General features: G+C 71.1%; 21 protein-coding genes and 1 tRNA gene. 17 read left to right on the top strand and 5 right to left on the bottom strand.

The window, feature by feature from the left end; genetic code table 11:
- Nucleotides 1–142 precede the first annotated feature (142 nt).
- The 5 genes from ACFO0B_RS30560 (at nucleotide 143) to ectB (ending at nucleotide 4,456) form a co-directional block, all read left to right on the top strand.
- The gene (locus ACFO0B_RS30560) at nucleotides 143–1,207 is read left to right on the top strand and encodes a ferredoxin reductase (protein WP_378616968.1); all 1,065 of its coding nucleotides are present in this window, start codon (nucleotides 143–145) and stop codon (nucleotides 1,205–1,207) included.
- A gap of 10 nt (nucleotides 1,208–1,217) precedes the next feature.
- Entirely contained in the window at nucleotides 1,218–2,366 is a 1,149-nt protein-coding gene (locus ACFO0B_RS30555) for a fatty acid desaturase family protein (protein WP_378616966.1), read from the top strand.
- Nucleotides 2,366–2,680: a hypothetical protein gene (locus ACFO0B_RS30550; RefSeq protein WP_378616964.1), complete on the top strand. Its 315-nt coding sequence runs from the start codon at nucleotides 2,366–2,368 to the stop codon at nucleotides 2,678–2,680. The genes ACFO0B_RS30555 and ACFO0B_RS30550 overlap by 1 nt, the downstream gene beginning before the upstream one ends.
- Before the next feature lie 115 nt (nucleotides 2,681–2,795).
- Nucleotides 2,796–3,101, top strand: coding sequence for a hypothetical protein (locus tag ACFO0B_RS30545; protein WP_378616962.1), 306 nt, complete (start codon nucleotides 2,796–2,798; stop codon nucleotides 3,099–3,101).
- A 107-nt stretch (nucleotides 3,102–3,208) separates the two neighbouring features.
- Nucleotides 3,209–4,456: a diaminobutyrate--2-oxoglutarate transaminase gene (gene ectB, locus ACFO0B_RS30540; protein WP_378616960.1), complete on the top strand. Its 1,248-nt coding sequence runs from the start codon at nucleotides 3,209–3,211 to the stop codon at nucleotides 4,454–4,456.
- 78 nt (nucleotides 4,457–4,534) lie between these two features.
- Here the strand turns inward: ectB and ACFO0B_RS30535 are convergent.
- A tRNA-Arg gene (locus ACFO0B_RS30535) sits at nucleotides 4,535–4,608 on the bottom strand.
- Between the two features lie 125 nt (nucleotides 4,609–4,733).
- Here ACFO0B_RS30535 and ACFO0B_RS30530 point away from each other — a divergent pair.
- From ACFO0B_RS30530 to ACFO0B_RS30500, 7 genes are all read left to right on the top strand, one after another.
- Nucleotides 4,734–6,785 carry a cytochrome c oxidase assembly protein gene (locus ACFO0B_RS30530; RefSeq protein WP_378616958.1) on the top strand — a complete coding sequence of 684 codons (2,052 nt, stop codon included), beginning with the start codon at nucleotides 4,734–4,736 and terminating at the stop codon, nucleotides 6,783–6,785.
- Nucleotides 6,778–7,710: a serine/threonine dehydratase gene (locus tag ACFO0B_RS30525; protein WP_378616956.1), complete on the top strand. Its 933-nt coding sequence runs from the start codon at nucleotides 6,778–6,780 to the stop codon at nucleotides 7,708–7,710. The genes ACFO0B_RS30530 and ACFO0B_RS30525 overlap by 8 nt, the downstream gene beginning before the upstream one ends.
- Before the next feature lie 124 nt (nucleotides 7,711–7,834).
- Nucleotides 7,835–8,374, top strand: a complete 540-nt coding sequence (locus tag ACFO0B_RS30520) for a single-stranded DNA-binding protein (RefSeq protein WP_378616954.1) — start codon at nucleotides 7,835–7,837, stop codon at nucleotides 8,372–8,374.
- Nucleotides 8,375–8,449: 75 nt separating this feature from the next.
- Nucleotides 8,450–10,126: an energy-dependent translational throttle protein EttA gene (ettA, locus tag ACFO0B_RS30515; RefSeq protein WP_378616952.1), complete on the top strand. Its 1,677-nt coding sequence runs from the start codon at nucleotides 8,450–8,452 to the stop codon at nucleotides 10,124–10,126.
- Between the two features lie 358 nt (nucleotides 10,127–10,484).
- Nucleotides 10,485–15,344: an NAD-glutamate dehydrogenase gene (locus tag ACFO0B_RS30510; protein ID WP_378616950.1), complete on the top strand. Its 4,860-nt coding sequence runs from the start codon at nucleotides 10,485–10,487 to the stop codon at nucleotides 15,342–15,344.
- Nucleotides 15,345–15,448: 104 nt separating this feature from the next.
- On the top strand, nucleotides 15,449–15,820 hold the full coding sequence (locus ACFO0B_RS30505; protein ID WP_378617306.1) for an acyl-CoA thioesterase: 372 nt from the start codon (nucleotides 15,449–15,451) through the stop codon (nucleotides 15,818–15,820).
- A gap of 4 nt (nucleotides 15,821–15,824) precedes the next feature.
- Nucleotides 15,825–16,493: a hypothetical protein gene (locus ACFO0B_RS30500; protein WP_378617304.1), complete on the top strand. Its 669-nt coding sequence runs from the start codon at nucleotides 15,825–15,827 to the stop codon at nucleotides 16,491–16,493.
- 3 nt (nucleotides 16,494–16,496) lie between these two features.
- Here ACFO0B_RS30500 and ACFO0B_RS30495 read toward each other — a convergent pair whose 3' ends face one another.
- Together ACFO0B_RS30495 and ACFO0B_RS30490 are read right to left on the bottom strand one after the other, a co-directional pair.
- Nucleotides 16,497–16,787, bottom strand: a complete 291-nt coding sequence (locus ACFO0B_RS30495) for an AzlD domain-containing protein (protein WP_378617302.1) — start codon at nucleotides 16,785–16,787, stop codon at nucleotides 16,497–16,499.
- A gap of 8 nt (nucleotides 16,788–16,795) precedes the next feature.
- Nucleotides 16,796–17,500: an AzlC family ABC transporter permease gene (locus ACFO0B_RS30490; RefSeq protein ID WP_378616948.1), complete on the bottom strand. Its 705-nt coding sequence runs from the start codon at nucleotides 17,498–17,500 to the stop codon at nucleotides 16,796–16,798.
- A 68-nt stretch (nucleotides 17,501–17,568) separates the two neighbouring features.
- Between ACFO0B_RS30490 and ACFO0B_RS30485 the strand changes: the two genes are divergently transcribed.
- Nucleotides 17,569–18,132 (top strand): helix-turn-helix domain-containing protein, encoded by a 564-nt coding sequence (locus tag ACFO0B_RS30485; protein ID WP_378616946.1) that lies wholly within the window; start codon nucleotides 17,569–17,571, stop codon nucleotides 18,130–18,132.
- 1 nt (nucleotide 18,133) lies between these two features.
- Here the strand turns inward: ACFO0B_RS30485 and ACFO0B_RS30480 are convergent, their stop codons facing one another.
- The gene (locus ACFO0B_RS30480; RefSeq protein ID WP_378617300.1) at nucleotides 18,134–18,838 is read right to left on the bottom strand and encodes an HNH endonuclease; all 705 of its coding nucleotides are present in this window, start codon (nucleotides 18,836–18,838) and stop codon (nucleotides 18,134–18,136) included.
- Nucleotides 18,839–19,080: 242 nt separating this feature from the next.
- Between ACFO0B_RS30480 and ACFO0B_RS30475 the strand changes: the two genes are divergently transcribed.
- From ACFO0B_RS30475 to ACFO0B_RS30460, 4 genes are read left to right on the top strand one after another with little or no spacing between them, the layout of a single operon-like run.
- Nucleotides 19,081–19,482: a globin gene (locus tag ACFO0B_RS30475; RefSeq protein ID WP_378616944.1), complete on the top strand. Its 402-nt coding sequence runs from the start codon at nucleotides 19,081–19,083 to the stop codon at nucleotides 19,480–19,482.
- 54 nt (nucleotides 19,483–19,536) lie between these two features.
- Complete coding sequence (locus ACFO0B_RS30470) at nucleotides 19,537–21,120, top strand: glycoside hydrolase family 13 protein (protein WP_378616942.1); 1,584 nt, start codon at nucleotides 19,537–19,539, stop codon at nucleotides 21,118–21,120.
- A 49-nt stretch (nucleotides 21,121–21,169) separates the two neighbouring features.
- Nucleotides 21,170–21,418: an aa3-type cytochrome oxidase subunit CtaJ gene (gene ctaJ / locus ACFO0B_RS30465; protein WP_378616940.1), complete on the top strand. Its 249-nt coding sequence runs from the start codon at nucleotides 21,170–21,172 to the stop codon at nucleotides 21,416–21,418.
- 10 nt (nucleotides 21,419–21,428) lie between these two features.
- Nucleotides 21,429–21,869, top strand: a complete 441-nt coding sequence (locus ACFO0B_RS30460; RefSeq protein ID WP_378616938.1) for a DUF5130 family protein — start codon at nucleotides 21,429–21,431, stop codon at nucleotides 21,867–21,869.
- Nucleotides 21,870–22,025: 156 nt separating this feature from the next.
- Here the strand turns inward: ACFO0B_RS30460 and pepN are convergent, their stop codons facing one another.
- A complete protein-coding gene (gene pepN / locus ACFO0B_RS30455) occupies nucleotides 22,026–24,596 on the bottom strand; it encodes an aminopeptidase N (RefSeq protein WP_378616936.1) in 2,571 nt (856 codons plus the stop codon).
- Nucleotides 24,597–24,623 lie beyond the last annotated feature (27 nt).

Genomic DNA, 24,623 nt, shown 5'->3' with positions numbered 1-24,623 from the left:
CGTCATTGTTGCTTCCGTCACACGCCTGCGTGGTTGACACCCACCTGCCCTCATTTGTCACACTTGGTGAGTGTACAGGCGTGCACTGAAAATAAGTGGGCATGCCTGTCGGCGACAGTCCTCGACGGTATGGAGCAGCGACATGGTGGATCTCGTCAACCTCGTGCAGACCCTCACCTCTCCGCACCCGGTCGACCGGTACCTGGAGCTGGTGCGCCCGACCCTCACCATCGGGCGCATGCGCGCCGAGGTGCAGCGGGTGAACCGCTCCGCCCCCGGCTCGGTGACGCTGACCCTGCGGCCGACCAAGCAGTGGCGGGGCCACGTCGCCGGCCAGTACGTCACGCTCGGCGTCGTCGTCGACGGGGTGCGGCACACCCGCTGCTACTCGCCGGTGAACGCCGAGCTCGGCCGCGAGCGCAGGCTGGAGATCACCGTCAAGGCGCACTCCGGCGGCATCGTCTCCGAGTACCTGTACCAGCATGCCGCGCCGGGGCTGGTGGTCGATCTGGAGCCCGCCGCGGGCAGCTTCGCGCTGCCCGAGCCGCGCCCGGAGCGGGTGCTGCTGGTCAGCGGTGGCAGCGGGATCACCCCGGTGCTCTCCATGCTGCGCACGCTGGCCGAGGAGGATCACCGCGGCGACGTGCTCTTCCTGCACTTCGCCAAGGCCGAGGTCTTCGTCCCGCACCGGGACGAGCTGGCCCGCATCGCCGCCGAGCACCCGAACCTGCGGGTGGAGCTCCGCTACCCCGACCGGCGCACGGGCACCGGCTACTTCGACCGGGCCGAGCTCGCGCGGCTCGCCCCCTGGTACCGCGAGGCGGAGACCTTCGTCTGCGGCCCGGCCAAGCTGATGGACGGGGTGCGCGAGGTCTTCGCGGCCGAAGGGCTCGGCACCCGGGTGCACAGCGAGGAGTTCACGATCTCGCTGGCCCCCGTCAGCACCGAGGACGTGCACGGCGCCACCACCTTCTCGGCCAGCGACGTCCGCTCCGACAACACCGGCGAGAGCCTGCTCGAACAGGCCGAAGCCGCCGGGCTCACCCCCGAGTTCGGCTGCCGCATGGGGATCTGCTTCTCCTGCACGGCGGTCAAGCGCACGGGCTGCACCCGCAACCTGCGCACCGGGGAGACCGACAGTGATCCCGACCAGCCGATCCAGCTGTGCATCAGCGCGGCCGTCGGCGACGTCGACATCGAGATCTGAAGGAGTCACCATGACCATCCTGACCGAGACCAAGGACGGCCCGCTCGTCCTCAGCCCCTCCGACATCGAGGAGATCGGCCGCGCCCTCGACGAACTGCGCGACCGCGTCGCCGCCGACCTGGGCGAGCGTGACCGCGAGTACCTCTACAAGGTCATCAAGGCCCAGCGCGGTTTCGAGGTGGCCGGCCGCGGGCTGATGTACCTCGGCTTCCTCCCGCCGTTCTGGCTGGCCGCGGTGGCCTCGCTCGCCGTGTCGAAGATCCTCGACAACATGGAGATCGGCCACAACGTCATGCACGGCCAGTACGACTGGATGCGCGAGCCGGACGTCAACTCCCGCGAGTTCGAGTGGGACAACGTCTGCCCCGCCGACCAGTGGAAGCACTCGCACAACTACATGCACCACACCTTCACCAACATCCACGGGATGGACCGCGACATCGGCTACGGCATCCTGCGGATCGACGAGGGCCAGAAGTGGAACCCGTACTACCTGGGCAATCCGCTCTATGCCTTCCTGCTCATGGTGCTCTTCGAGTGGGGCGTCATGGTGCACGACGCCGAGGCGGAGAACATCGTGCAGGGCAAGCGGAAGTGGTCCGACCTCAAGCCGCTGATGAAGGGGTGGTGGAAGAAGGCGGGGCGGCAGACGCTCAAGGACTACGTCGTCTTCCCGGCGCTCACCGGCCCGCTCTTCCTCAGCACGCTGGCGGGCAACGCCACCGCGAACCTGGTCCGGAACGTGTGGGCCTTCTCGATCATCTTCTGCGGCCACTTCCCGTCCGGCGTACAGACGTTCACGCAGGACGAGACGATGGACGAGACCCGCGGCGAGTGGTACATCCGGCAGATGCTCGGCTCGGCGAACATCGACGGCGGCAAGCTCTTCCACATCATGTCCGGCAACCTGTCGCACCAGATCGAGCACCATCTCTTCCCCGACCTGCCCGCCGGCCGGTACCCGGAGATGGCGCCCGAGGTGAAGGCGCTCTGCGAGAAGTTCGGGCTGCCCTACAACACCGGGCCGTTCAGCAAGCAGATCGGCTCGGTCTGGGCCAAGATCTTCAAGCTCGCGCTGCCCGACAGCTTCACGAAGGGCGATCCCACCCCCGGTGTTATCGTCATGCGTAAGCGAGAGGCGACCGAAGCGGGCGTGTGATGATCGGGAAATTCGAGAGCAACAAGGATCTCATCCAGGAACTGACCGTGTCGGGGGCGAAGCGGGTCGGCAATATCGCCTCGATCATCACCGGCACGGTCGGCGCGGTCACCCGCGAGATCGGCGACTGGATGACCGACGCCATCGAGATGCGGGAGGCGGCCGCCGCCGCCAAGCGCGACGCCGAGGCACAGCGCGCGGAGCAGTCGGCCGCCGCGCCGCCGCAGCCCGCGGAGCCCGCGCCCGTGCCGAAGCCCGAGAGCTCGATCCTCGATGCCGAGGTGGTCGACCACCCCGGCGACGGGGTCCGCTGATTCCGAGAACCCCGTGAATGCCCCGGCTGTACACCGGCCGGGGCATTCTCCTGTCCGGGTTCGCCGCGAATCGCGCGACCGCCGCTTCGGCGAGCGATCAGCTAACCTTCGGGTCGTGCCCGCCTACGTCTCCTCCCCGGAACTCACCTTCGGGTTCCTGTTCGCGCTGGAGGATCCGGAGCGGATCGCCGACGTGGTGCGCGACCTGGTGGTCGGCAAGACGGTGTCGGTCTTCCGGCTGGCCAGGCTCTCCGACGACGACGCGCTGCCCGAGCGGTTCGTGGTGAACTGGGCCGCGATCCCGCAGATCAACGTCACCACGAAGGCCCCCGAGCCGGATCGGCTCCGGGCCGACGGCATCCTGCTGGTGAACGCCTTTCTCGGGGAGAACGGCGAGGTCAGCCTCTATTCGGCGCACTGACCACGCGGTTTTGCGCGAAACCCGTGCAGAACACCGTTGCGCAGTGTTAGAAACGCATGCGCTTCAGAAAGCTCGGAGCATCGTCGCTCACCGATCGGGGACCGCCCATGACCGCCTCTGTTTTCGACACCGTCGAGTCGAACGTCCGCGGCTACTGCCGGGTCTGGCCGACGGTCTTCGCCACCGCGAGCGGCAGCTGGCTGCGCGACGAGGCCGGCCGGGAGTACCTGGACTTCTTCGCGGGCGCGGGCGCGCTCAACTACGGCCACAGCAACCCGGTCTTCAAGCAGGCCCTGGTCGACTACATCCTGAACGACGGCATCATCCACAGCCTCGACATGGCGACCACCGCCAAGCGCGGCCTGCTGGAGACCCTGCGCGACCTGGTCTTCGTGCCGCGCGGGCTGGACTACAAGGTGCAGTTCCCCGGCCCGACCGGCGCCAACGCGGTGGAGGCCGCGCTCAAGCTGGCGCGCAAGATCACCGGCAGGCAGACCGTGCTGAACTTCACCAATGCCTTCCACGGCATGTCGCTCGGCGCGCTCTCGGTCACCGGCAACGCGGCCAAGCGCGCGGCCGCGGGCGTCCCGCTGCCGTACACCAACCCCATGCCCTACGACGGCTTCCTCGGCGGCGAGGACGAGCTGCGCTGGATGCGCCGCGCGCTCGATGACACCTCATCCGGCCTGGACCGGCCCGCCGCGGTGATCGTGGAGACGGTGCAGGGGGAGGGCGGCATCAATCTCGCGCGGGTCGAGTGGCTGCGCGAACTCGCCGAGCTCTGCGCCGCCCGCGACATCCTGCTCATCGTGGACGACGTGCAGATGGGCTGCGGCCGCACCGGCCCGTTCTTCTCCTTCGAGATCGCCGGCATCACCCCCGACATCGTCGCCATGTCCAAGTCCATCGGCGGCTACGGCCTGCCCATGGCGCTGGTGCTGTTCAAGGCCGAGCACGACCAGTGGGCGCCCGGCGAGCACAACGGCACCTTCCGGGGCAACAATCCGGCCTTCGTCACCGCGCGGGTCGCGCTGGAGCAGTACTGGTCCGACGACGTCCTGGAGCGCGCGGTGCTGGCCAAGGGCGAGCGGCTGGCCGCCGGGCTCGCCGAGATCGCCGCCGGCTGCCCGGGGACGACCACCCGCGGCCGCGGCCTGATCCACGGCCTGGTCTTCGCCGACCCCTCGCACGCGGGCAAGGTCTCGCAGGCCGCCTTCGAGCTGGGGTTGCTGGTGGAGACCTCCGGCTCGACCAACCAGGTCGTCAAGCTCATGCCGCCGCTGACGCTGAGCGCGGACGAGCTGGACCACGGGCTCGGGCTGATCGGCACCGCGGTGGCGGCGGTCTGCGGCTGAGGCTGCCGGTTTGCCCGCGGTACGCGGTGGGTAACCATCCGGAGACGTGCGTGCGCGACGCCGATGGAGAGTGGTGTGCGCCCCCGGCAGGAATCGAACCTGCGACCTAGGGATTAGAAGGCCCTTGCTCTATCCAACTGAGCTACGGAGGCAGTCGCATCCACGGTGGCCGGTGGCAACCCCGCGCGCACCGGCACGGCGAGTATAGCGACCCGGTGCGCCGGAGACCCGGCAGCCGTCCGTCACGGAGTTTCCCGTTCCCACTACGCTGGGTCGTATGTCCGCCCCGCACGAATCCGCTCCGGTGAGCGATGTTCCCGCGGACGCTCCGGCGCCGGTTCCGGGGCCCTTCACCTTTCCGGTCCTGCTCGCCGTCGCCGGTGCCGTCGGCGCGGTGGTCGCCGCGCTCGTCGTCGGGCTCTCGGCGGCCGAGGCGCTGACCCTGCTCGGGATCCCCGATCCGGGGCCGCTGACCACCTACGGCCTGCCCGCGGTGCGGGCGCTCGCCGATCTGACGGCGGCGCTCACCGTCGGTTCGCTGCTCTTCGCGGCTTTCCTCGTACCACCGCAGCGGGACGGCCTGCTCGACGTGGCCGGGTACCGCGCGGTGCGCCGCGCCTCCGACGCCGCGCTGGTCTGGGCCTGCTGCGCCGCGCTGCTCGTCCCGCTCACCGCCTCGGACACCACCGGGCGGCCGGTGCGCGACGTCTGGCAGCCCGCCGAGCTGTGGCGCGCCGTCGGGCAGATCGAGCTGGCCGGGGCCTGGCGCAGCACGGTGCTCTGCGCGCTGATCGTCGCGGTCGGCGCCCGGCTGGCACTGCGCTGGGGCTGGACCCCGCTGCTGCTGCTCGGCGCGGTGATCGCCATGATGCCGCTGGCGCTGACCGGGCACTCCTCGTCCGGCGGGGCGCACGACGTCGCCACCAACTCGCTCATCCTGCACCTGATCTCGGCCGCCGTCTGGGCGGGCGGGCTGGCCGCGGTGCTGGCGCACGCGCTGCGCGACGGCGCGCACACCGCGCTCGCCGCGCGCCGGTTCTCCGCCGTCGCGGCGGTGGCCTTCGCCGTGATCGCGGTGAGCGGGGTGATCAATGCCTGGGTCCGGGTGCCGCCCGGCGACCTGCTGGATACCACCTACGGCCGGTTGGTGCTGGCCAAGGCGGCCGCGCTGATCGTGCTCGGGGTCTTCGGGTACCTGCAGCGGCGGGCCGCGCTGCCGGCGCTCGCGGCCGATCCCGGCGACCGCGGGGCGCTGGTGCGCTTCGCCGGGGTCGAGGTGCTGCTGCTCGCGGCGACCTTCGGGCTGGCCGCCGGGCTCGGCCGGACCCCGCCGCCCGCCCCGACCGCCGTTCCCTCGCCCACCGAGGTCGAGCTCGGCTACGACCTGGCCGGGCCGCCGACCTTCGCCCGGCTCGCCTTCGACTGGCGCTTCGACCTGCTCTTCGGCACCGCCGCGGTGGTGCTGGCGGTGCTGTACCTGCTCGGCGTGCGGCGGCTGCGGGCACGCGGCGACCGCTGGCCGGTGGGGCGCACCATCGCCTGGCTCTCCGGCTGCCTGGTGCTGCTCGTTGCGACCTCGTCCGGGGTCGGGCGGTACTCGCCCGCGGTGTTCAGCGTGCACATGGGCGCGCACATGGCGCTCTCCATGCTGACCCCGATCCTGCTCGCGCTCGGCGGCGCGGTGACGCTGGCGCTGCGCGCGCTGCCACCGGCGGGCCGGGAGAACCCGCCCGGGCCGCGGGAGTGGCTGCTCGCCGCGGTGCACAGCCCGGTCTCGAAGTTCCTGACCCATCCGATCGTCGCCTCGGTGATCTTCGTCGGCGGCTTCTACGCGCTGTACCTGGGCGGCATCTTCGACGCCTACGCCGACTCGCACGCCGCGCACGTCCTGATGAACCTGCACTTCCTGCTCAGCGGCTACCTCTTCTACTGGGTGGTGATCGGGATCGACCCCAAGCCGCGCCGGGTGGAGCCGCTGACCAGGCTCGCCATGGTGTTCGGCTCGCTGCCGTTCCACGCCTTCTTCGGCATCGCGCTGATGAGCACGACCACGGTCATGGGCGCCTGGTTCTACCGCAACCTCGGTATCGACTGGAACTCCGACCTGCTCGGCGACCAGCGCACCGGCGGCAGCCTGGCCTGGGCCAGCGGCGAGGTGCCGCTGGTGGTCGTGATGCTGGCACTGCTCATCCAGTGGTCGCGCAGCGACGAACGGCTGGCTCAGCGCACCGACCGGGCCGCCGACCGCGATCACGACGCCGACCTGTCCGCGTACAACGCCATGTACGCCGAGCTGGCGCGCCGCGACCGTGGGCCGCGCGGTGACTGACGCCACCACCACCGCCGCGCCGCCGCGAGTCTTCCGCTCCGACGTGCGCGCGGCCCGCAAGCGGCTGGCCGGGCAGCTCCGCAAGACCCCGGTCTTCCACACCACCGTCGCCGGGCTTCCGGTCTCGCTCAAGCTGGAGTACCTGCAGCACGGCGGCACCTTCCAGCTCCGCGGCAGCCTGAACGCCCTGCTCACCGCGGCCCCGCGGCCGACGCAGGTGGTGCTCGCCGCCGGCGGCAATGCCGGGATCGCGGCCGCGCTCGCCGCCGCCCGGCTCGGCCGGGCCTGCACCGTCGTCGTCCCGGAGACGGCGCCGCACAGCAAGGTCGCCGCGATGTGGTCGCACGGCGCGGAGGTGCGCTGGCACGGCACCACGCACGCCGAGGCCTGCGCGCGCGCCGTCGAGCTCGCCGCCGAGCGGGGTGCGCTGTACCTGCCCGTGCACGACACGCCCGCGGTTGTCGCCGGTGCCGGTGTGCTCGGGCTGGAGCTGGAGGAGCAGGTGCGCGGCAGGCCGCCGGTGCTGGCCGCGGTGGGCGGCGGCGCGCTGATCGGCGGGCTCGCCGCTGCGCTCGGCAGGCGGCAGCGGGTGATCGGGGTGGAGCCGGAGCGCAGGGCGCTGCTGCGCGCCGCGCTGGGCGCGGAGCGGCCGGTCGGGGTGCCCGCCGCCGATTCCGCAGGCCCGGACCGGGTCGGGGCGATTGCCTTCGATATCGCCCGCCGCGCCGACGTCCCCGCGCTCACCGTGACCGACGACGCCGTCGACGCGGCCCGCGACCTGCTCTGGCGCGAGTTCCGGATCGCGGTGGAGCCATCCGGCGCGGCGGCGCTCGCCGCCCTGGTCAGCGGTGCTTTCGTCCCGGAGCCGGGGCGCCGGACCATCGTGGTGCTCTGCGGCGCGAACGGTGACCCGGCCGCGCGCTGAGCCCGGGTTGTCCACAGGGCCGGAGTTGTCCACAGCCACCCTCGCCTGCAGTGCCGTCGCCGGTCCCGCCGCGGCACCCTGGAAGCCGGACACGAAACGGTGTGGATGCGAAGGGGGCGCGACGATGTACGAGGCGATGGCGACGGTGGCGGGCACGGTGGTCACCCACCCGGCCAAGCGGGAGCTCGCGAACGGGGAGCCGGTGATCACCTTCCGGGTGGCGAGCAATTCCCGGCGGTTCGATCAGGCGTCGGGGGAATGGGTGGACAACGGGACGTTGTTCCTCACGGTGAGCTGCTGGCGGCGGCTGGTCTCCGGCGTGCACGCCTCGATCCGCCGCGGCGACCCGGTGCTGGTGCACGGCCAGCTGCGGACGCACGAGTACCGCGCCAAGGACGGCGTCGAGCGGCGCGACCTGGAGATGCGGGCCGTCGCCATCGGCCCCGATCTGGCCAGGTGCACGGCGGCGATCACCCGTAGGGCCGAGCGGCCGAAACCGGATCCCGGGGAGTCCGAGGCGGCCACCGAGCCGATGCCGGAGGCCAGGGTGGCGCCGCGGGAGCTGCCGGAAGCCGCCGACGGGCCGTTCCCGGAACGCGGGGTCCGATCGGGTACGGTGAGCCGCCCGGGTCCCACCCGCATCGCCGAGCCGGTCGACGCCTGAGCGCACGGTCGGCGGGTGCCCGCAGGGCCCGCTCCCGCACGTTATCCGTTTCCTTCCACCGATAGGCTTTGCTCCATGGCTGAGTTCATCTACCAAATGAAGAAGGTTCGCAAGCGGCACGGCGACAAGGTCGTACTCGACGACGTCACGTTGAACTTCCTTCCCGGTGCCAAGATCGGTGTCGTCGGTCCGAACGGCGCGGGTAAGTCGAGCGTGCTGAAGATCATGGCCGGACTGGACCAGCCGAACAACGGCGAAGCGTTCCTCGCGCCCGGCGCGACGGTCGGCATCCTGCAGCAGGAGCCGCAGCTGAACGAGGAGAAGTCCGTCCGCGGCAATGTCGAGGAGGGGCTCGGCGAGATCAAGGTCAAGCTCGACCGCTTCAACGAGATCGCCGAGCTCATGGCGACCGACTACTCCGACGAGCTCATGGACGAGATGGGCAGGCTGCAGGAGGATCTGGACCACGCCGACGCGTGGGACGTCGACTCCCAGCTGGAGCAGGCCATGGACGCGCTGCGCTGCCCGCCGCCGGACGAGCCGGTCACCAACCTCTCCGGTGGCGAGCGCCGCCGGGTCGCGCTCTGCAAGCTGCTGCTGAGCAAGCCCGACCTGCTGCTGCTGGACGAGCCGACCAACCACCTGGACGCCGAGTCGGTGCTCTGGCTGGAGCAGCACCTGGCGCAGTACGCCGGCGCCGTGCTCGCCGTCACCCACGACCGGTACTTCCTGGACAACGTGGCCGGCTGGATCCTGGAGCTGGATCGCGGCCGCGCCATCGGCTACGAGGGCAACTACTCCACCTACCTGGAGAAGAAGGCCGAGCGGCTGGCGGTGCAGGGCAAGAAGGATCAGAAGCTGCAGAAGCGGCTCAAGGAGGAGCTGGCCTGGGTGCGCTCCGGCGCCAAGGCCAGGCAGGCCAAGAACAAGGCCAGGCTCGACCGCTACGAGGAGATGGCCGCCGAGGCGGAGAAGACCAGGAAGCTCGACTTCGAGGAGATCCAGATCCCGGCCGGGCCGCGGCTGGGCAGCGTGGTGGTCGAGGTGGAGCACCTGGACAAGGGCTTCGGCGACCGCCAGCTGATCAAGGATCTGTCGTTCACGCTGCCACGCAACGGCATCGTCGGCGTCATCGGCCCGAACGGCGTCGGCAAGACCACGCTGTTCAAGACCATCGTCGGGCTGGAGCAGGCGGACAGCGGCATCGTCCGGGTCGGCGAGACGGTCAAGCTGAGCTACGTCGACCAGAGCCGCGGCGGGATCGACCCGACCAAGACGGTGTGGCAGGTGGTCTCCGAGGGGCTCGACTACATCCAGGTCGGCCAGCAGGAGATGCCGTCCCGCGCCTACGTCTCGGCGTTCGGCTTCAAGGGCCCGGACCAGCAGAAGCCGGCCGGGGTGCTCTCCGGCGGTGAGCGCAACCGGCTGAACCTGGCGCTCACCCTCAAGGAGGGCGGCAACCTGATCCTGCTCGACGAGCCGACCAACGACCTCGACGTGGAAACTCTGAGTTCGCTGGAGAACGCGCTCGAGCAGTTCCCCGGCTGCGCCGTGGTGATTTCGCACGATCGCTGGTTCCTCGATCGCACCTGCACGCACATCCTGGCGTGGGAGGGCGACTCGGCGAACGAGGCCGCGTGGTTCTGGTTCGAGGGCAACTTCGAGGCGTACGAGGCGAACAAGATCGAACGTCTCGGTCTGGAGGCGTCCCGCCCGCACCGGCTCACACACCGCAAACTGACCCGCGACTAGTTTTTTCCGGCCGGAATTTCCGGGTGGGTTCGATCGCGACCGGTCGGACCCATCCGGCCGGTCCGCTCCGCCGCTCGTCCCGGCCCGTAACTTATTGCCCCACCAGTAGCTTCCGTACTGTCGCGCCGTATTCGCGCGGAGTCGATAGTGTGGGTTACGTGCAATTCCAGGTTCGGTCTGAACCTCCCTCGCTCCGCCGTGCACTCGCCCTCGATCGCCGAGTGGTGAAATCCGCCGTCGCAGTGCGCGTTCCCGGACCCGCTGGAATTTTCGGCGTGCTCCGTCGAGGTGGTTCTCCCCGCATCAGGGCCGATGCACGGTTGATGACCGAATCCGTATCGAGGGAGATGTCAGGAGCATGACGGTGTCGTCCGAAGTGTCCACAGAGCAGTGGTCCGAGAGTTTGCCGGAGCAGGTGCGCGGGTCGCTGGCCGACCTGGAGGAGGCGTACTTCCGGCATGTCGACGCCGGCGACGTCGACTACGCCATCCACGGCGGTACCGGCATCTTCCGCCAGCACATCGAGCTCGCCCGCGTGCGGCGGCCCCGCGAGGCCGTGGTGCGGGTCTTCCACCCGGACGCGTCGGACTTCGGCCCCGCGGTGCAGATCGTCACCGACGACATGCCGCTGCTGGTCGAGTCGGTCTCCGCGACGCTCGGCAAGCTCGGCGTCCGCATGCTCGAGCTGGTGCACCCCATCTTCGAGGTGCAGCGCGCGGACGGGGTGCTCACCGCTGTGGCCCCGCACGAGGCGGGGAACAGGGGCGATGCCTGGGTATCCGAGTCCTGGATGTTCGTGCAGCTGCCGCCGACGGTGAGCTCCGCGCAGCTGGAGAAGGTGCGCGGCTCGATCACCGAGGTCATCGAGGACGTGCGCCAGGTGGTCGCCGACACCGGCGACATCCTCCGGCAGCAGCAGGCGGTCGCCGGGGCGCTGCGCGCCGCCGCGGAGCGCGGCGACGCGCCGTTCCCGGCCGATGACCTGCTGGACACCGCGAAACTGCTGGACTGGCTCGCCGAGGGCAACTTCACCGTGCTCGGCTACGGCCGCTACCGCTACCACGACGGCGACGAGGTACCGGAGCCGGTGCGGGAGAGCTGCCTCGGCGTGCTCGCGCCCGATGTCGGCACCGATTTCGCGGTCCCCTTCGCCGGCGCCGACCGGCCGCTGCTGGTGCTGACCCAGGGGCTGGTCCGGGCCACCGTGCACCGGGCGGCGTACCCGTACTTCGTCGGGGTCGCCGACTTCGACGAATCCGGCGCGGTGATCGGCGAGCACGTCTTCCTCGGCGTCTTCACGGTCACGGCGGTGCACGAGAACGTGCTGGACATCCCGGTCATCGCCCGCCGGGTGGCGGGGGCCATCGAGCGCAGCGGCCACGAGCTGTCCTCGTACTCCGGCCAGGCCATGCTGGAGACCATCCAGTCGCTGCCGCGCACCGAGCTCTTCTCCTCGGACGCGGACAGCCTCGGGCGCACCGCCTCCGCCGTGCTCACCGTGCGCCAGCGCAGGCAGGTGCGGCTGTTCCTGCGGGCGGACCGGCAGGGCCGCTTCGTGTCCTGCCTGGTCTACATGCCGCGGGATCGCTACACCACCGAGGTGCGGCTGCGGATGCAGGGCATCCTCGGCCACGAACTCGGCAGCGATGACATCGAGTACTCGGTCCGGGTCAGTGAAAACGAAATCGCCAGCGTGTATTTCACGATCCGGATGCCGCGCGGCACCGACCTGCCCGACACCGGCGACGAGAACCGCAGGCGGATCCAGCGGCAGCTGGTGGAGACCAGCAAGTCCTGGCAGGACCGGCTGGACGAGGAGCTCGCCGGCACCGCCGTCGTCACCAGCGAGGTGCTCGACCGCTACACCGGCGCCTTCCCGGAGAGCTACAAGCAGGACTTCGACCCGGCCCGCGCGCTGGCCGACATCGTGCGGCTGGAGCGGCTCGGCGCCGACACCATCGACCAGTTCCTGTACCGGACCCCGGATTCCGCCCCCGGTTCGTGGCGGTTCAGCCTCTACATCGGCGGCTCCGGGGTCTCGCTCAGCCAGGTCATGCCGGTGCTGCAGAGCCTGGGCGTCGAGGTGGTGGACGAGCGGCCGTACCGGATCACGCCGCGCGCGGGCACCGCGGAGCGCGGTGAGTGGTGGATCTACGACTTCGGCGTGCAGGCCCGCCCCGAGCTGCTGCGCGACGCGCTGGACAAGGACCTGGACGCCGAGCTGCTGCGCTCGCCCAACGGCGCCACCGCGGTGCACGCCCCGCTGGAGGGGCTGCGCGACCGGTTCGTGCAGGCCTTCGAGGCGGTCTGGTTCGGCCGGGCCGAGGCCGACGGGCTGAACGAGCTGGTGCTGCGCGCCCGGCTCGCCTGGCGCGACGTCTCGGTGCTGCGCGGCTACGCGAAGTACCTGCAGCAGGCCGGGTTCCCCTACAGCCAGGTCAATATCGCCAGGGTGCTGCTGGTCTACCCGGAGGCCGCCCGGCTGCTGCTCGACCTCTTCGCGGCCCGGTTCGACCCGGATGCCGAATCCGCGGAGCGGGCCGCCGAGCTGGAGGGGCGGCTGCGCACCAGGATCGACGAGGTGGTCAGCCTGGACGCGGACCGCATCCTGCGGGCCCTGCTCGGGCTGATCCGCGCGACGCTGCGCACCAACTACTACGTCACCGGCGCCGACGGCGAACCGCGCGACTTCCTCTCGATCAAGGTCGAGCCCGCCGAGATCGCCGAGCTGCCCAAGCCGCGGCCGAAGTACGAGATCTTCGTCTACTCGCCGCGGGTCGAGGGGGTGCACCTGCGCTTCGGCTCGGTGGCGCGCGGCGGGCTGCGCTGGTCGGACCGGCTGGAGGACTTCCGCACCGAGATCCTCGGGCTGGTCAAGGCGCAGGCGGTGAAGAACGCGGTGATCGTCCCGGTCGGCGCGAAGGGCGGCTTCGTGGTCAAGCGCCCGCCCGCCGACCGCCAGGCGCTCGCCACCGAGGGCGTCACCTGCTATCGCACCTTCATCGCGGGGCTGCTCGACCTCACCGACAACGTCGACCTCGGCACCGGCGCCGTGCGCCCGCCCGCCCGGGTGGTGCGCCGCGACGGCGACGACACCTACCTGGTGGTCGCGGCGGACAAGGGCACCGCGCGCTTCTCCGACGAGGCCAACGACGTCGCCGGGCAGTACGGCTTCTGGCTCGGCGACGCCTTCGCCTCCGGCGGCTCGGCCGGGTACGACCACAAGGCCATGGGGATCACCGCGCGCGGCGCGTGGGAGAGCGTCAAGCGGCACTTCAGCGAGCTCGGCATCGACACCCAGACCGAGGATTTCACCGTCGTCGGCGTCGGCGACATGTCCGGCGACGTCTTCGGCAACGGCATGCTGCTCTCCGAGCACATCCGGCTGGTGGCCGCCTTCGACCACCGGCACATCTTCCTCGATCCGGACCCGGTCGCAGCCACCTCGTACGCCGAGCGGCAGCGCATGTTCGAGCTGCCCCGTTCGTCCTGGGCGGATTACGACACCTCGCTGATCAGCGCGGGCGGCGGGGTCTGGGAGCGCACCGTGAAGGCGGTGCCGATCAGTGCACAGGCCAGGCAGGCACTCGGGCTGGCGGACGGCGTCACCTCGCTCTCCCCGCCGGAGCTGGTGCGCGCGATCCTGAAGGCGCCGGCGCAGCTGCTCTGGAACGGCGGCATCGGCACCTACATCAAGGCGAGCAGCGAAACGAACGCCGACGTCGGAGACAAGTCCAACGACCCGGTCCGGGTGAACGGCAACGAGCTGCGGGTCGACGTGATCGGCGAGGGCGGCAACCTCGGCGTCACCGCGCTCGGCCGGATCGAGTTCTGCCTGGACGGCGGCAAGATGAACACCGACGCGCTGGACAACTCGGCCGGTGTCGACTGCTCCGACCACGAGGTCAACATCAAGGTCCTGCTGGACGGCGTGGTCAGCGGCGGCGAGCTGGCCGCGGCCGACCGCAACCCGCTGCTCGCCTCCATGACCGACGAGGTCGCGGAGATGGTGCTGCGCGACAACGTCACCCAGAACATGCTGATGGGCGTCTCGCGCACCGAGGCGGCGCACATGGTGAGCGTGCACCGCAGGCTGATCGATGATCTGGAGCGGCGGCGCGGGCTGGATCGGGAGCTGGAGGCGCTGCCGACCGACGACGAGCTGCGGCACCGCTACGAGCACCACAGCGGCCTCACCTCGCCCGAGCTCTCCAACCTGATGGCGCACGTGAAGCTGGCGCTCAAGGCCGACCTGCTCGATTCCGACCTGCCGGACATCCAGCACTTCTCGAACCGGCTGCCGCTGTACTTCCCGACCCCGCTGCGCGAGCGCTTCGCCCCGGCCATCAAGCGGCACCGGCTGCGCCGCGAGATCATCACCACGATGGTGGTGAACGAGGTGGTCGACTACGGCGGCATCACCTACGCCTACCGGCTGCGCGAGGAGATCGGCGCGGGCACCACCGACGCCGTCCGCGCCTTCGCCGCCGCCGCGCAGATCTTCGATCTGCCCGCCCTGTGGCAGCGGATCCGGGACTGCGATGCCCCCGCCGCGGTCCGCGACCACCTGGAACTCGAGACGAAGCGCACACTCGACCGCGCCTCGCGCTGGTTGCTGATCAATCGCCCGCAGCCCATCGCGGTGGGCGCGGAGATCAACAGGTACGCGGCCGGGGTGGCGGAGCTGCGCGAGGCGGCGCCGAACTGGCTGCGCGGGCCGCACGTCGCCAGCCTCACCGAGCAGGCCTCCGACCTGATCGCCCGCGGCGCGCCGACCGACCTCGCCACCGAGGTGTTCGGCCTGCTCAACCTGTATCCGCTGCTCGACATCCTCGACGTCGCCGACATCGTGAACCGGGACGGCGACGAGGTCGGGGCGCTGTACTACGCACTGAACGAGCACCTCAAGATCGACTGGCTGCTCGCCGCGGTGAGCGGCCTGGAGCGCGGGGATCGCTGGCACGCGCTGGCACGGCTCGCGCTGCGCGACGATATGTACGGTTCGCTCCGTTCGCTCACCATGGACGTGCTGAGCGACTCGGAGCCGGACGAGGAGCCGGGCGACAAGATTGCATACTGGGAGTCGAGGAATCAGTCCCGCCTCGGGCGCGCCCGGGCGGCACTGGCCGAACTGTTCGAGTCCGGCACCCACGATCTCGCCACCCTCTCGGTTGCGGCGCGGCAGGTCCGAAGCATGGTGAGCGGCGTGGGTGCGTAACCGGAGGTAGCAAGGTGACCAGCGTCGACGTACGCAACAGTGTCCGGGGAGCGGGGACGCTCCCGCTCCGCTTCCACGCGAAGGTGGATATCCGCTGGTCCGATATGGACGTCTTCCAGCACGTGAACCATGCCAGGATGGTCACGCTGCTGGAGGAGGCGCGGATCCCGTGGCTCTTCGAGGACGGCAGGCCGACGGCGGCCATGCGCGAGGGCTGCGTCCTCGCCGACCTGCACGTTCGCTACCGCGGGCAGCTGCGGCACGAGGACACCCCGCTCGATATCGCCATGCGCATCACCCAGCTGCGGGCGGTCGACTTCACCATCGGGTACGAGGTCAGGGCGGCGGGCGCCGCGCCGGACTCCACCCCGGCGGTGACGGCGACGACGCAGATCGCCGCCTTCGACATCAGGACGCAGCGGCTGCGCCGGCTCACCGAGGCGGAGCGCGGCTACCTCGCGGAGTGGATGGAGTGAACCACTGACCGGGGACCAGCGGGTTCTGCACGTCGCCGACCCGGCGGAGCGGGAGAACCTGGCGACCTTCGCCAATCGGGCAGTCCGGCTGGACCCGGCGGCGGTGATCCGGCTGCGCAGGCGCGGGCCGCAGCTGGTCTCGGCCTGGGCGGCGACCGGCTTCGAGACGCTCGCGGTACGGACGGTTTCCGCCGACCTCGCGCTGGACGACGTGACCGTCTCCGCCGACCTGCTGCTGAACGGGCTCGGCAGCGGGCTGCCGATCGACCTCGGCTACTCGCTCGACTCCGCCTGGCGCGGCGCGCTGCCGCCAGGCGACGGGTGGGCGCACGTGGACGACGTGCCCGCGCGCACGCTCGTCGAGCTGGCCGAGCGCGGGGTCGAGCTGGCCAGGGAGCACGGGAGCGGGCACGGACCGCCCGCCTCGCTGCTCGACCAGCCGGTGCTCACCGTCACCGGTGCGGGCGCCGAGGTCGCAGTGCCCATGCGGGTGGTCTTCGCGCTCACCGCCATGGACTTCATCCCGCACTCCGGGGAGAAGGCGGATCCCCGCCGCATCCCCGAAGACGAAATCGTCCGGGTGCGCAGCGCCCGCACCTGGTTCCGCATCGACGCCCGCTACGGATCGGTCGCCCGCAGGCATGGTGGCGGCATCCCGCTCATCGCCAACTGAGTGTCAGGCGACGCCGAGCAGCCGGAGCCCGGCGGTGACTCCCGCCGCGGCGAGCACCACCACGAGCAGCGGCGCTCTCCGCCAGGCCAGGACGCCCGCCACCGCGACCCCGCAGGGCAGCGCGAGCCCGATCGGCTCGCCGAGCGGGAACGTCCGCGTCGCCATCATGGCGGCGAGCAGCACCACCGCGGCGATCTCCAGCAGCTCGGTGACCCGCGCGGGGAAGCGGACGCGCTCGCGCAGCACCGGCCCCGCCGCGCGCAGCGCGTAGGTCCCCGCCGCGAGCGCGAGCATCCCGGCGATCAGCACGGCGCCGGCTCTCGGGATTCCCCGGCGGGCCACGCGGCCAGCAGACCGGCCAGCGCGACCAGAACCGGTAGCCCGGCGGGCAGGAACGGAGTGCTGGCTACCGCGGCCACCGCGCCGGTCAGCGCCGCCCGCCTGGTCCGCCTGCGCGCCAGCGCGGGGAGGACGAGGGCGAGCAGAACCGCGGGGAACACCGCGTCCAGGCCGAACGCGGCGGTATCCGGAACCAGACTGCCGACGAGCGCGCCGAGCGCGGCCCCGGCGGGCCAGGCGAGCAGCACCCCGACCCCGCCGAGCCAGTAGGCGGCCCGCCGCCGCTCCGGCACGGATTCCGCCACCGCCAGCGCGACCGCTTCGTCGTTCATGACGTGCACGCCGAGCAACCGCCGCGCCCCGCGCCCGACCACGTCCGGCACCGCGAGCCCGTACGGCAGGTGCCTGGTGTTCACCAGCAGCCCGGCCAGCACCGCGGCGAGCACGCTGCCCCCCGCGCCGACGATCCCGACGAACAGGAACTCGGACCCACCGGCCAGCACCAGCACCGAGAGCAGGATGGGCACCCACGCGGGCAACCCGGCCGCGACCGCCGTGGCGCCGTAGGAGACGCCGATGACGCCGACCGCCAGGCACACCGCGACGATGCCGCGCAGCGTGCCCCGGTCCAGTACATCGGGGACGAGTGTTCGCCATATCGAACGCATGACTTTTATAATGAACGTGCCGCGGCCTGTTCGTCAACGCGGCTCGTTCGCGTGGTTTCCTTGGGCGCATGACGAGGCCCGACCCCGCGCCGCCGCAGGCGGCGATCGCCGCAGCCCTGCGCCGCGAGCGCACCAGGACCGGCCTCTCCCTGAGCGAGGTCGCGAACCGCGCCGGAATCGCCAAATCCACGCTCTCCCAGCTGGAATCCGGAGCGGGCAACCCCAGCCTGGAAACCCTGTGGGCGCTCTGCGTCGCCCTCGACATGCCGTTCTCCCGGCTGCTCGACCCCCCGCACCCCACGGTTCAGGTGATCCGCGCGGGGGAGGGCCCGGTCGTCGCCTCGGCCGAGGCCGACTACCGGGCGACGCTGCTGGCGGCGGGGCCGGTGAACTCGCGCCGCGACCTCTTCCGGATCACCAGCGAGCCGGGCCGCGCCCGCGACTCGGACCCGCACATCCCCGGCGTGGTCGAGCACATCCTGCTCGCCGCGGGCCGGGCGCTCGTCGGGCCGAGCGAAGAGCCGGTAGAGCTGGCTCCCGGCGACTACATCTCCTACCCGGGCGACCGTCCGCACGTCTTCGAGGCTGTGGAACCGGGGACCTGGGCGCTGCTGGTGGTCGAGTACACCTGACTCAGGCGGCGCCCTCGCCGAGGTACCGCAGCCACTGCGGGTCCAGCTCGGCGGTGGTGGAGAGCAGCCGCCAGTGCGGCCCCTTGGGCGAGACCAGCGGGGCGCGCAGCACCCAGCCCAGCTCGCTGAGCATCTTGTCGGCCTTGCGATGGTTGCACGGCGCGCAGCTGGCCACGCAGTTCTCCCACGAGTGCTCGCCGCCGCGGCTGCGCGGGATCACGTGGTCGATGGTCTCGGCCTTGCTGCCGCAGTAGCCGCAGCGGTAGCGGTCGCGGTGCATGAGCGCGGCCCTTGTCATCGGCACCCGCGCGCGGTAGGGAACGCGGACGAAGGTGCGCAGCCGGATCACCGACGGCACGGCGACGGTGGCCTCGGCGGAGTGCACCACCGGGCTCTCCGGGTCCTGGTGCACCGGGTCGGCCTTGCCGCAGATGAGCAGGACGACGGCGCGCCGGGCAGAGAGCGCGGTGAGCGGCTCGTAGGTGGCGTTCAGCAGCAGCACCCGGCGCTTCAACCAGCTGGGGGCCTCGGGCGGTGGGGCCGATCGCAGGACCGGCGGGTGGCCGGTGGGGTGATGCGAACTCGGATATCGGTCGGACAGGATGTGCAGCGGAGTAGCCCCCGACCCACGACCGTGGACGTCGGCGGGCTGGAGTTGTCGGTGCCCACGCGCCTCGGGTGACCGGGCGCTGTGCCGCTGCTTCATCGGGGACCTCGATTTCATGATTGGCAGGATCATGTGTTATCTCGGCTGAGACTGCTCCCCAGTTGACCACGGTTTCCCCTGGATTGCACGGTGATTTCGAGCAATCTCCGGTTAACGGCGGCTGAATCACACGGAGCGGGGTACCCGCTCTCCCGGCCTCCGGCCCGTCGCGGCATGGTCGCCGGGCAGACGGCAGAATGGAGCCGCGGAACCCACATCCGGACCAGCCCCCGAGAGGACCCATGACTTCCGGCGAGCAAGCGACGTCGTTCTACGAACAGATCGGCGGAGCCGAAACGTTCCGGCGGATCCTGACGATCTTCTACCGCGAGGTGGCGGTCGACCCGGTGCTCCGGCCGCTCTACCCGGAGGAGGATCTCGGCCCGGCCGAGCGCAGGCTGCGGATGTTCCTCGAGCAGTACTGGGGCGGCCCGCGGACCTACTCCGACGAGCGCGGCCACCCCCGGCTGCGGATGCGGCACATGCCGTACAGCATCGGCCCGATCGAGCGGGACGCCTGGCTGCGCTGCATGCGCACCGCGGTCGCGGAGATCGAACCCGAGGTCCTGGACGACGCGCACCGCGCGCAGCTCCTCGACTACCTGGAGATGGCGGCGAATTCGCTGATGAACGCGACGTGGTGAGCGGCATGGTGCCGCGCCGGGCGTGCTGCCCGGTTGTTCGGGCAGTATGACGGTGTGACCGTTTCCCCCGCAGAGTCCACGCCCTGGTGGAAGTCGGCCGTCTTCTACCAGGTGTACCCCCGCTCGTTCGCCGACTCCGACGGTGACGGGGTCGGTGATCTCGGCGGCATCCGGGAGCGCCTCGGCTACCTGGAACAGCTCGGGGTGGACGCACTGTGGATCTGCCCGGTCATGCGCTCGCCGATGGCCGACGGCGGCTACGACGTGGCCGACCCGCGCGACATCGACCCGCTCTTCGGCGGCCTGGCCGCCATGGAGGAGCTGATCGCGGCGGCGCACGAGCGCCGCATCCGGGTGACCATGGACCTGGTCCCGAACCACACCAGCAGCGAGCACGCCTGGTTCCGGGCGGCGCTGGCCGCCGGGCCGGGCAGCCCCGAGCGCGCCCGCTACATCTTCCGCGACGGCAGGGGCGCCGACGGCTCCGAGCCGCCGAACAACTGGCCGAGCATCTTCCGCGGCCCGGCCTGGACCAGGATCGTGGAGCCGGACGGCAGGCCGGGGCAGTGGTACCTGCACATCTTCGCCGCCGAGCAGCCCGACCTGAACTGGGAGAACCCCGACGTCGTCGCCGACTTCGAGCAGACGCTGCGGTTCTGGCTGGACCGCGGCGTCGACGGCTTCCGGATCGACGTCGCGCACGGCATGGCCAAGCCGCCGGGGCTGCCGGATATGGCCAAGGTGGACACCAAGATGCTCGTCCACGACGACCACGACCCGCGCTTCAACAACCCCGGCGTGCACGACATCCACCGGCGCATCCGCAAGGTGATCGACGAGTACCCCGGCGCGGTGAGCATCGGCGAGGTCTGGGTGGACGACAATGTTCGCTTCGGCGAGTACGTGCGCCCGGACGAGCTGCACCTGGCCTTCAACTTCCGGCTCGCCGAGACCTCCTTCGAGGCCGCCGACATCCGTGACGCGGTGGAGAACTCGCTGGCCGCGGTTGCCCCGGTCGGGGCGACCCCCACCTGGACGCTCTCCAACCACGACATCGAGCGCGAGGTCACCCGGTACGGCGGCGGGGCGCCCGGTGTCGCGCGGGCGCGGGCGATGGCGCTGCTCGAGCTCGCGCTGCCCGGCGTCGTCTTCGTCTACAACGGTGCCGAGCTCGGGCTGCCCAATGTGGACGACCTGCCGGACGAGGTGCTGCAGGACCCGGTCTGGGAGCGCTCCGGGCACACCGAGCGCGGCCGCGACGGGTGCCGGGTGCCACTGCCCTGGTCCGGCACCGCGCCGCCGTTCGGCTTCACCGGCGGCGAGCAGAGCTGGCTGCCGATCCCCGCGGAGTGGGCCGATCGCACCGTCGAGGCGCAGCTGGCGCAGCCCGGCTCCGTGCTCGCGCTCTACCGCACCGCGCTCGAGCTGCGCCGTACCAGGCCGGAGTTCGCGGCGGACGGGCTGGAGTGGCTCGACGGCAACGCCGACACCGTCACGGTGCGCAGGCCGGGCGGGCTGACCTGCGTACTGAACGCCTCGAACGCCCCGATCGCGCTGCCGGAGGGGGAGCTGCTGCTGGCCAGCGGGCCACTCGCGGACGGTGCGCTGCCGCCGGATACCGCCGCCTGGCTGGTCTGACGGTGGGTCGGAGGAAGAACTACTACACAGGATCGGATATCTTGGATCCGTGAGCATTCTCGAGACTGTGCTGATTTTCGGCGGCGTTCCGCTGGTGATCTACGGTGCGATCGCCGGCCTGTCGTACCTCGGCAAGCCGTTGCCCGGCGAGAAGCCGGAGCACTACGAACTCGGTCAGCCGTGGACGGGTGAGCCGGTGCTGTGGAGTGCCACCGACGAGGTGATCGGGCACGGGCACCACGGTGGGCACGGTGCCGCCGCGGAACTGATCGGAGGCCGGGCAAGTGGCAAGTTCTAAGTGGCCTGCGGTGGTCGAGACCGACCTGCCGCACGGGTACGCGCTGACCAGCAGCGGCCGGGTCTCCGGGGTGCACGAGCCGGGTACCGAGTTCCGGCGCGCGCCGTTCTCCGACCATGAGCTGGTCGCGCTGGACAATGCGCTCATCGAGGCGACCAGGGCAACCGGGGTCCGGTTCACCGTCTTCATCGGTGATCTCGGCGGCGCTCCGGCGGCCGGCGCGGACGCGCTGTTCCCGACCGTCCCGGACGCGGAGCGGGCCGTGCTCATCGCGGTCTCGCCCAACGACCGCGCCATCGAGGTGCGCTCCGGGCACGCCATCGAGGACCGGGCCAACGACCGGGTCTGCCAGCTCGGCGTCACCGCCGCCTCCAGCTCGTTCCGCCAGGGGCAGCTGATCGACGGTCTCGTCTCCGCCGTCCGAGTCATGGCGGCCGCCATCGGCCGCTGACGCGGCGGCGAGTTTCCGGTGCTACCACGCCGGGCTTCGCGCTGCCGAACCGGCCCTGGCGGCGACCAGCGGTCCGCCGCCGGTCTCGGTTACGCTGCGCAGCAGCATTCTCTCGCGTCCGGCGCGGTCCGTTCAGGACCGCGCCGAACGCGTTCTCTACCCCCGGTCGAAGGCGCGGGCGCGCAGGGCGCGCTCGACGCCGGCCTTGCCCTCGCTGACCAGGCGGTACAGAGCGGGCGGGTGATCGCCCGCGAGGAACTCGTCCGCCTTGGCGACCGCCTCCTCGGTGATCACCCAGGACGGGTACAGCCCCACCACGACGGTCTGCGCGACCTCGCTGGAGCGCCGCTCCCACACCCGCGCGATATCGCCGAAGTAGCGATCGAGGTACGGCGCGACCAGCTCGCCCTGCCCGGTCGGCGCGAACCCGCCGACGATGGCGCGCGCGGTGATGTTCGGCACCGCGTCGTCCTCCATGACGGTCGCCCACGCCTGCGCCTTGACCTCGGCGATCGGCCGCGCCGTCGCGGCGGCGGCCGCCTGCCGCTTGCCCGCCGCGGTCGGGTCACCCGCCAGCTCCTTGTCGATGGCCGGCGATTCGGTGCCGTCGGCGTCGAGCTCGCCCGCCGCGGCCAGCGCCGTCACGATCCGCCAGCGCAGATCGGTGTCGACCAGCAGCCCGGGCAGCCCGACCCCGGCCGGATCCCCGTCCAGCAGCTCGCGCAGCACCTCGGTGTGCCAGGCGGAGAGCCGGGCCGCGGCCAGCGCATTGACGAAGGCGAGCTGGTGATCCGAGCCCGGCTCGGCCTCGCGCGCCAGCTCCAGCAGCCGGTTGGCGAAGTCCGGCCAGCCGGTGCCGCTCGCCCACTCCGGCTCGGCGTAGGAGGCCAGCGTCGCGTGCGCCTGCATGAGCAGCCGCTGCACCACGCCGATCTCGGACTCCGCGCCGACCCCGCGCTGCACGAGCGCGACGAAATCGCGGGCCTTGAACTCGGCCTGCCTGGTCATCTCCCAGGCCGCCGACCAGGCCAGCGTGCGCGGCAGCGGCTCGGCGATATCGGCGATCCGGTTGACAAGCACGTCCAGCGAATCCGGGTCGAGCCGCACCGAGCAGTAGGTCAGGTCGTCATCGTTGACCAGCACGAACTTGCCGCGCGGGACGCCGATCAGCTGCGGCACCTCGGTGCGCTCGGCCGCCTCGAGATCCAGCTCGATCCGGGTGCTGCGGACCAGCTTGCCGTCCTGCTCGTCGTAGACGCCGACGGCGAGCCGGTGCACCCGCCGCTCGCCCGCGCCCGGCGCGGCGCCCTCCTGCACCACCGCGAACGAGGTGAAGGCGCCGTCCGCGCCGACCTCGAACTCCGGCCGCAGCGTGTTCAGCCCGGTGGTCTTGAGCCACTGCGCGCCCCAGCCGGAGAGATCGCGCCCGGACGACTTCTCCAGCGCGGCGAGCAGGTCGTCGAAGGTGGCGTTGCCGTAGGCATGGTCGGCGAAGTAGGCGCGCAGCCCGGCCAGGAACGGCTCCAGCCCCACGTAGGCGACCAGCTGCTTGAGCACGCTGGCGCCCTTGGCGTAGGTGATGCCGTCGAAGTTGACCTCGACCGCGGCCAGGTCGGGGATGTCGGCGGCGATCGGGTGCGTCGACGGCAGCTGGTCCTGCCGGTACGCCCAGGACTTCTCGACGTTGGCGAAGGTGGTCCAGGCGCTGGTGTACTCGGTCGCCTCGGCCTGGCAGAGCACCGAGGCGAAGGTGGCGAACGACTCGTTCAGCCACAGGTCGTCCCACCACTTCATGGTGACCAGGTCGCCGAACCACATGTGCGCCATCTCGTGCAGCACCGTCTCGGCGCGGCGCTCGTAGGAGGCCCTCGTCACCTTGGAGCGGAAGACGTAGTCCTCCAGGAAGGTGACGGCGCCCGCGTTCTCCATGGCGCCCGCGTTGAACTCGGGCACGAAGAGCTGGTCGTACTTGCCGAAGGCGTAGGGGACGCCGAAGTTCCCGTGGTAGAAGGCGAAACCCTGTTTGGTCTCGGTGAAGAGGCGCTCGGCGTCCATGAAGTCGGCGAGCGAGGAGCGGCAGTAGATGCCGAGCGGGATGGTGCCGTGCTCGTCGGTGTAGGCGTCGGTCCACCGCGCGTACGGCCCGGCGATCAGCGCGACCAGGTAGGTGCTCAGCCGCGGCGTGGTGGCGAAGACGTGGGTGCCGGGCGCGGCGCTCTCGCCCGCACCGTTGGAGATGACCTGCCAGTCGGTGGGGGCGGTGACCGTGACGTCGAAGGTCGCCTTGAGGTCCGGCTGGTCGAAGCAGGCGAACATGCGCTTGGCGTCGGCCGTCTCGAACTGCGAGTACAGGTAGACGGCGCCGTCGGCGGGGTCGACGAAGCGGTGCAGCCCCTCGCCGGTGTGCGAGTACTCGCAGTCGGCCTCGACCACCAGCTCGTTGCGCTCGGCCAGGTCGGTCAGCGCGATGCCGGCGGACTCGTCGTAGCCGCTGACGTCGAGCGCGGTGCCGTTCAGCACGGCGGAGCGCACCGAGCGGGCCACGATGTCGACGAAGGTGCTCGCACCCGGGGTCGCGGCGAAGGTGATCACGGTGCGCGAGGAGAAGGTTCCCTCGCCCGGTTCGCCCGCCCCGTCGGTCAGGTCGAGGTCGATGCGGTAGTTCTCGACCTGCACCGTCGCGGCGCGCTCGATCGCCTGGTCGCGTGTCAGGTTGGGTGCGGACACAGTGCTCCTTCTGGGTTCGGGTGACTG

Source organism: Nocardia jiangsuensis, assembly GCF_042650385.1.
GTDB lineage: Bacteria > Actinomycetota > Actinomycetes > Mycobacteriales > Mycobacteriaceae > Nocardia > Nocardia jiangsuensis.
The sequence above is the reverse complement of the archived record's forward strand: the minus strand, read 5'-3'. Positions and strand labels throughout refer to the sequence as shown.

Excerpts from the sequence above, each read along its gene's own strand:
- ACFO0B_RS30505 (WP_378617306.1), top strand. The coding sequence starts at position 15,449 with ATGGACGTCTTCCAGCACGTGAACCATGCCAGGATGGTCACGCTGCTG.
- ACFO0B_RS30475 (WP_378616944.1), top strand. The coding sequence starts at position 19,081 with ATGACTTCCGGCGAGCAAGCGACGTCGTTCTACGAACAGATCGGCGGA.
- ACFO0B_RS30480 (WP_378617300.1), bottom strand. The coding sequence starts at position 18,838 with ATGAAGCAGCGGCACAGCGCCCGGTCACCCGAGGCGCGTGGGCACCGA.
- ectB (WP_378616960.1), top strand. The coding sequence starts at position 3,209 with ATGACCGCCTCTGTTTTCGACACCGTCGAGTCGAACGTCCGCGGCTAC.
- ettA (WP_378616952.1), top strand. The coding sequence starts at position 8,450 with ATGGCTGAGTTCATCTACCAAATGAAGAAGGTTCGCAAGCGGCACGGC.
- ACFO0B_RS30490 (WP_378616948.1), bottom strand. The coding sequence starts at position 17,500 with ATGCGTTCGATATGGCGAACACTCGTCCCCGATGTACTGGACCGGGGC.
- ACFO0B_RS30485 (WP_378616946.1), top strand. The coding sequence starts at position 17,569 with ATGACGAGGCCCGACCCCGCGCCGCCGCAGGCGGCGATCGCCGCAGCC.
- ACFO0B_RS30555 (WP_378616966.1), top strand. The coding sequence starts at position 1,218 with ATGACCATCCTGACCGAGACCAAGGACGGCCCGCTCGTCCTCAGCCCC.
- ACFO0B_RS30530 (WP_378616958.1), top strand. The coding sequence starts at position 4,734 with ATGTCCGCCCCGCACGAATCCGCTCCGGTGAGCGATGTTCCCGCGGAC.
- ACFO0B_RS30520 (WP_378616954.1), top strand. The coding sequence starts at position 7,835 with ATGTACGAGGCGATGGCGACGGTGGCGGGCACGGTGGTCACCCACCCG.
- ACFO0B_RS30495 (WP_378617302.1), bottom strand. The coding sequence starts at position 16,787 with ATGCTCGCGCTCGCGGCGGGGACCTACGCGCTGCGCGCGGCGGGGCCG.
- ACFO0B_RS30560 (WP_378616968.1), top strand. The coding sequence starts at position 143 with ATGGTGGATCTCGTCAACCTCGTGCAGACCCTCACCTCTCCGCACCCG.
- ACFO0B_RS30550 (WP_378616964.1), top strand. The coding sequence starts at position 2,366 with ATGATCGGGAAATTCGAGAGCAACAAGGATCTCATCCAGGAACTGACC.
- ACFO0B_RS30510 (WP_378616950.1), top strand. The coding sequence starts at position 10,485 with ATGACGGTGTCGTCCGAAGTGTCCACAGAGCAGTGGTCCGAGAGTTTG.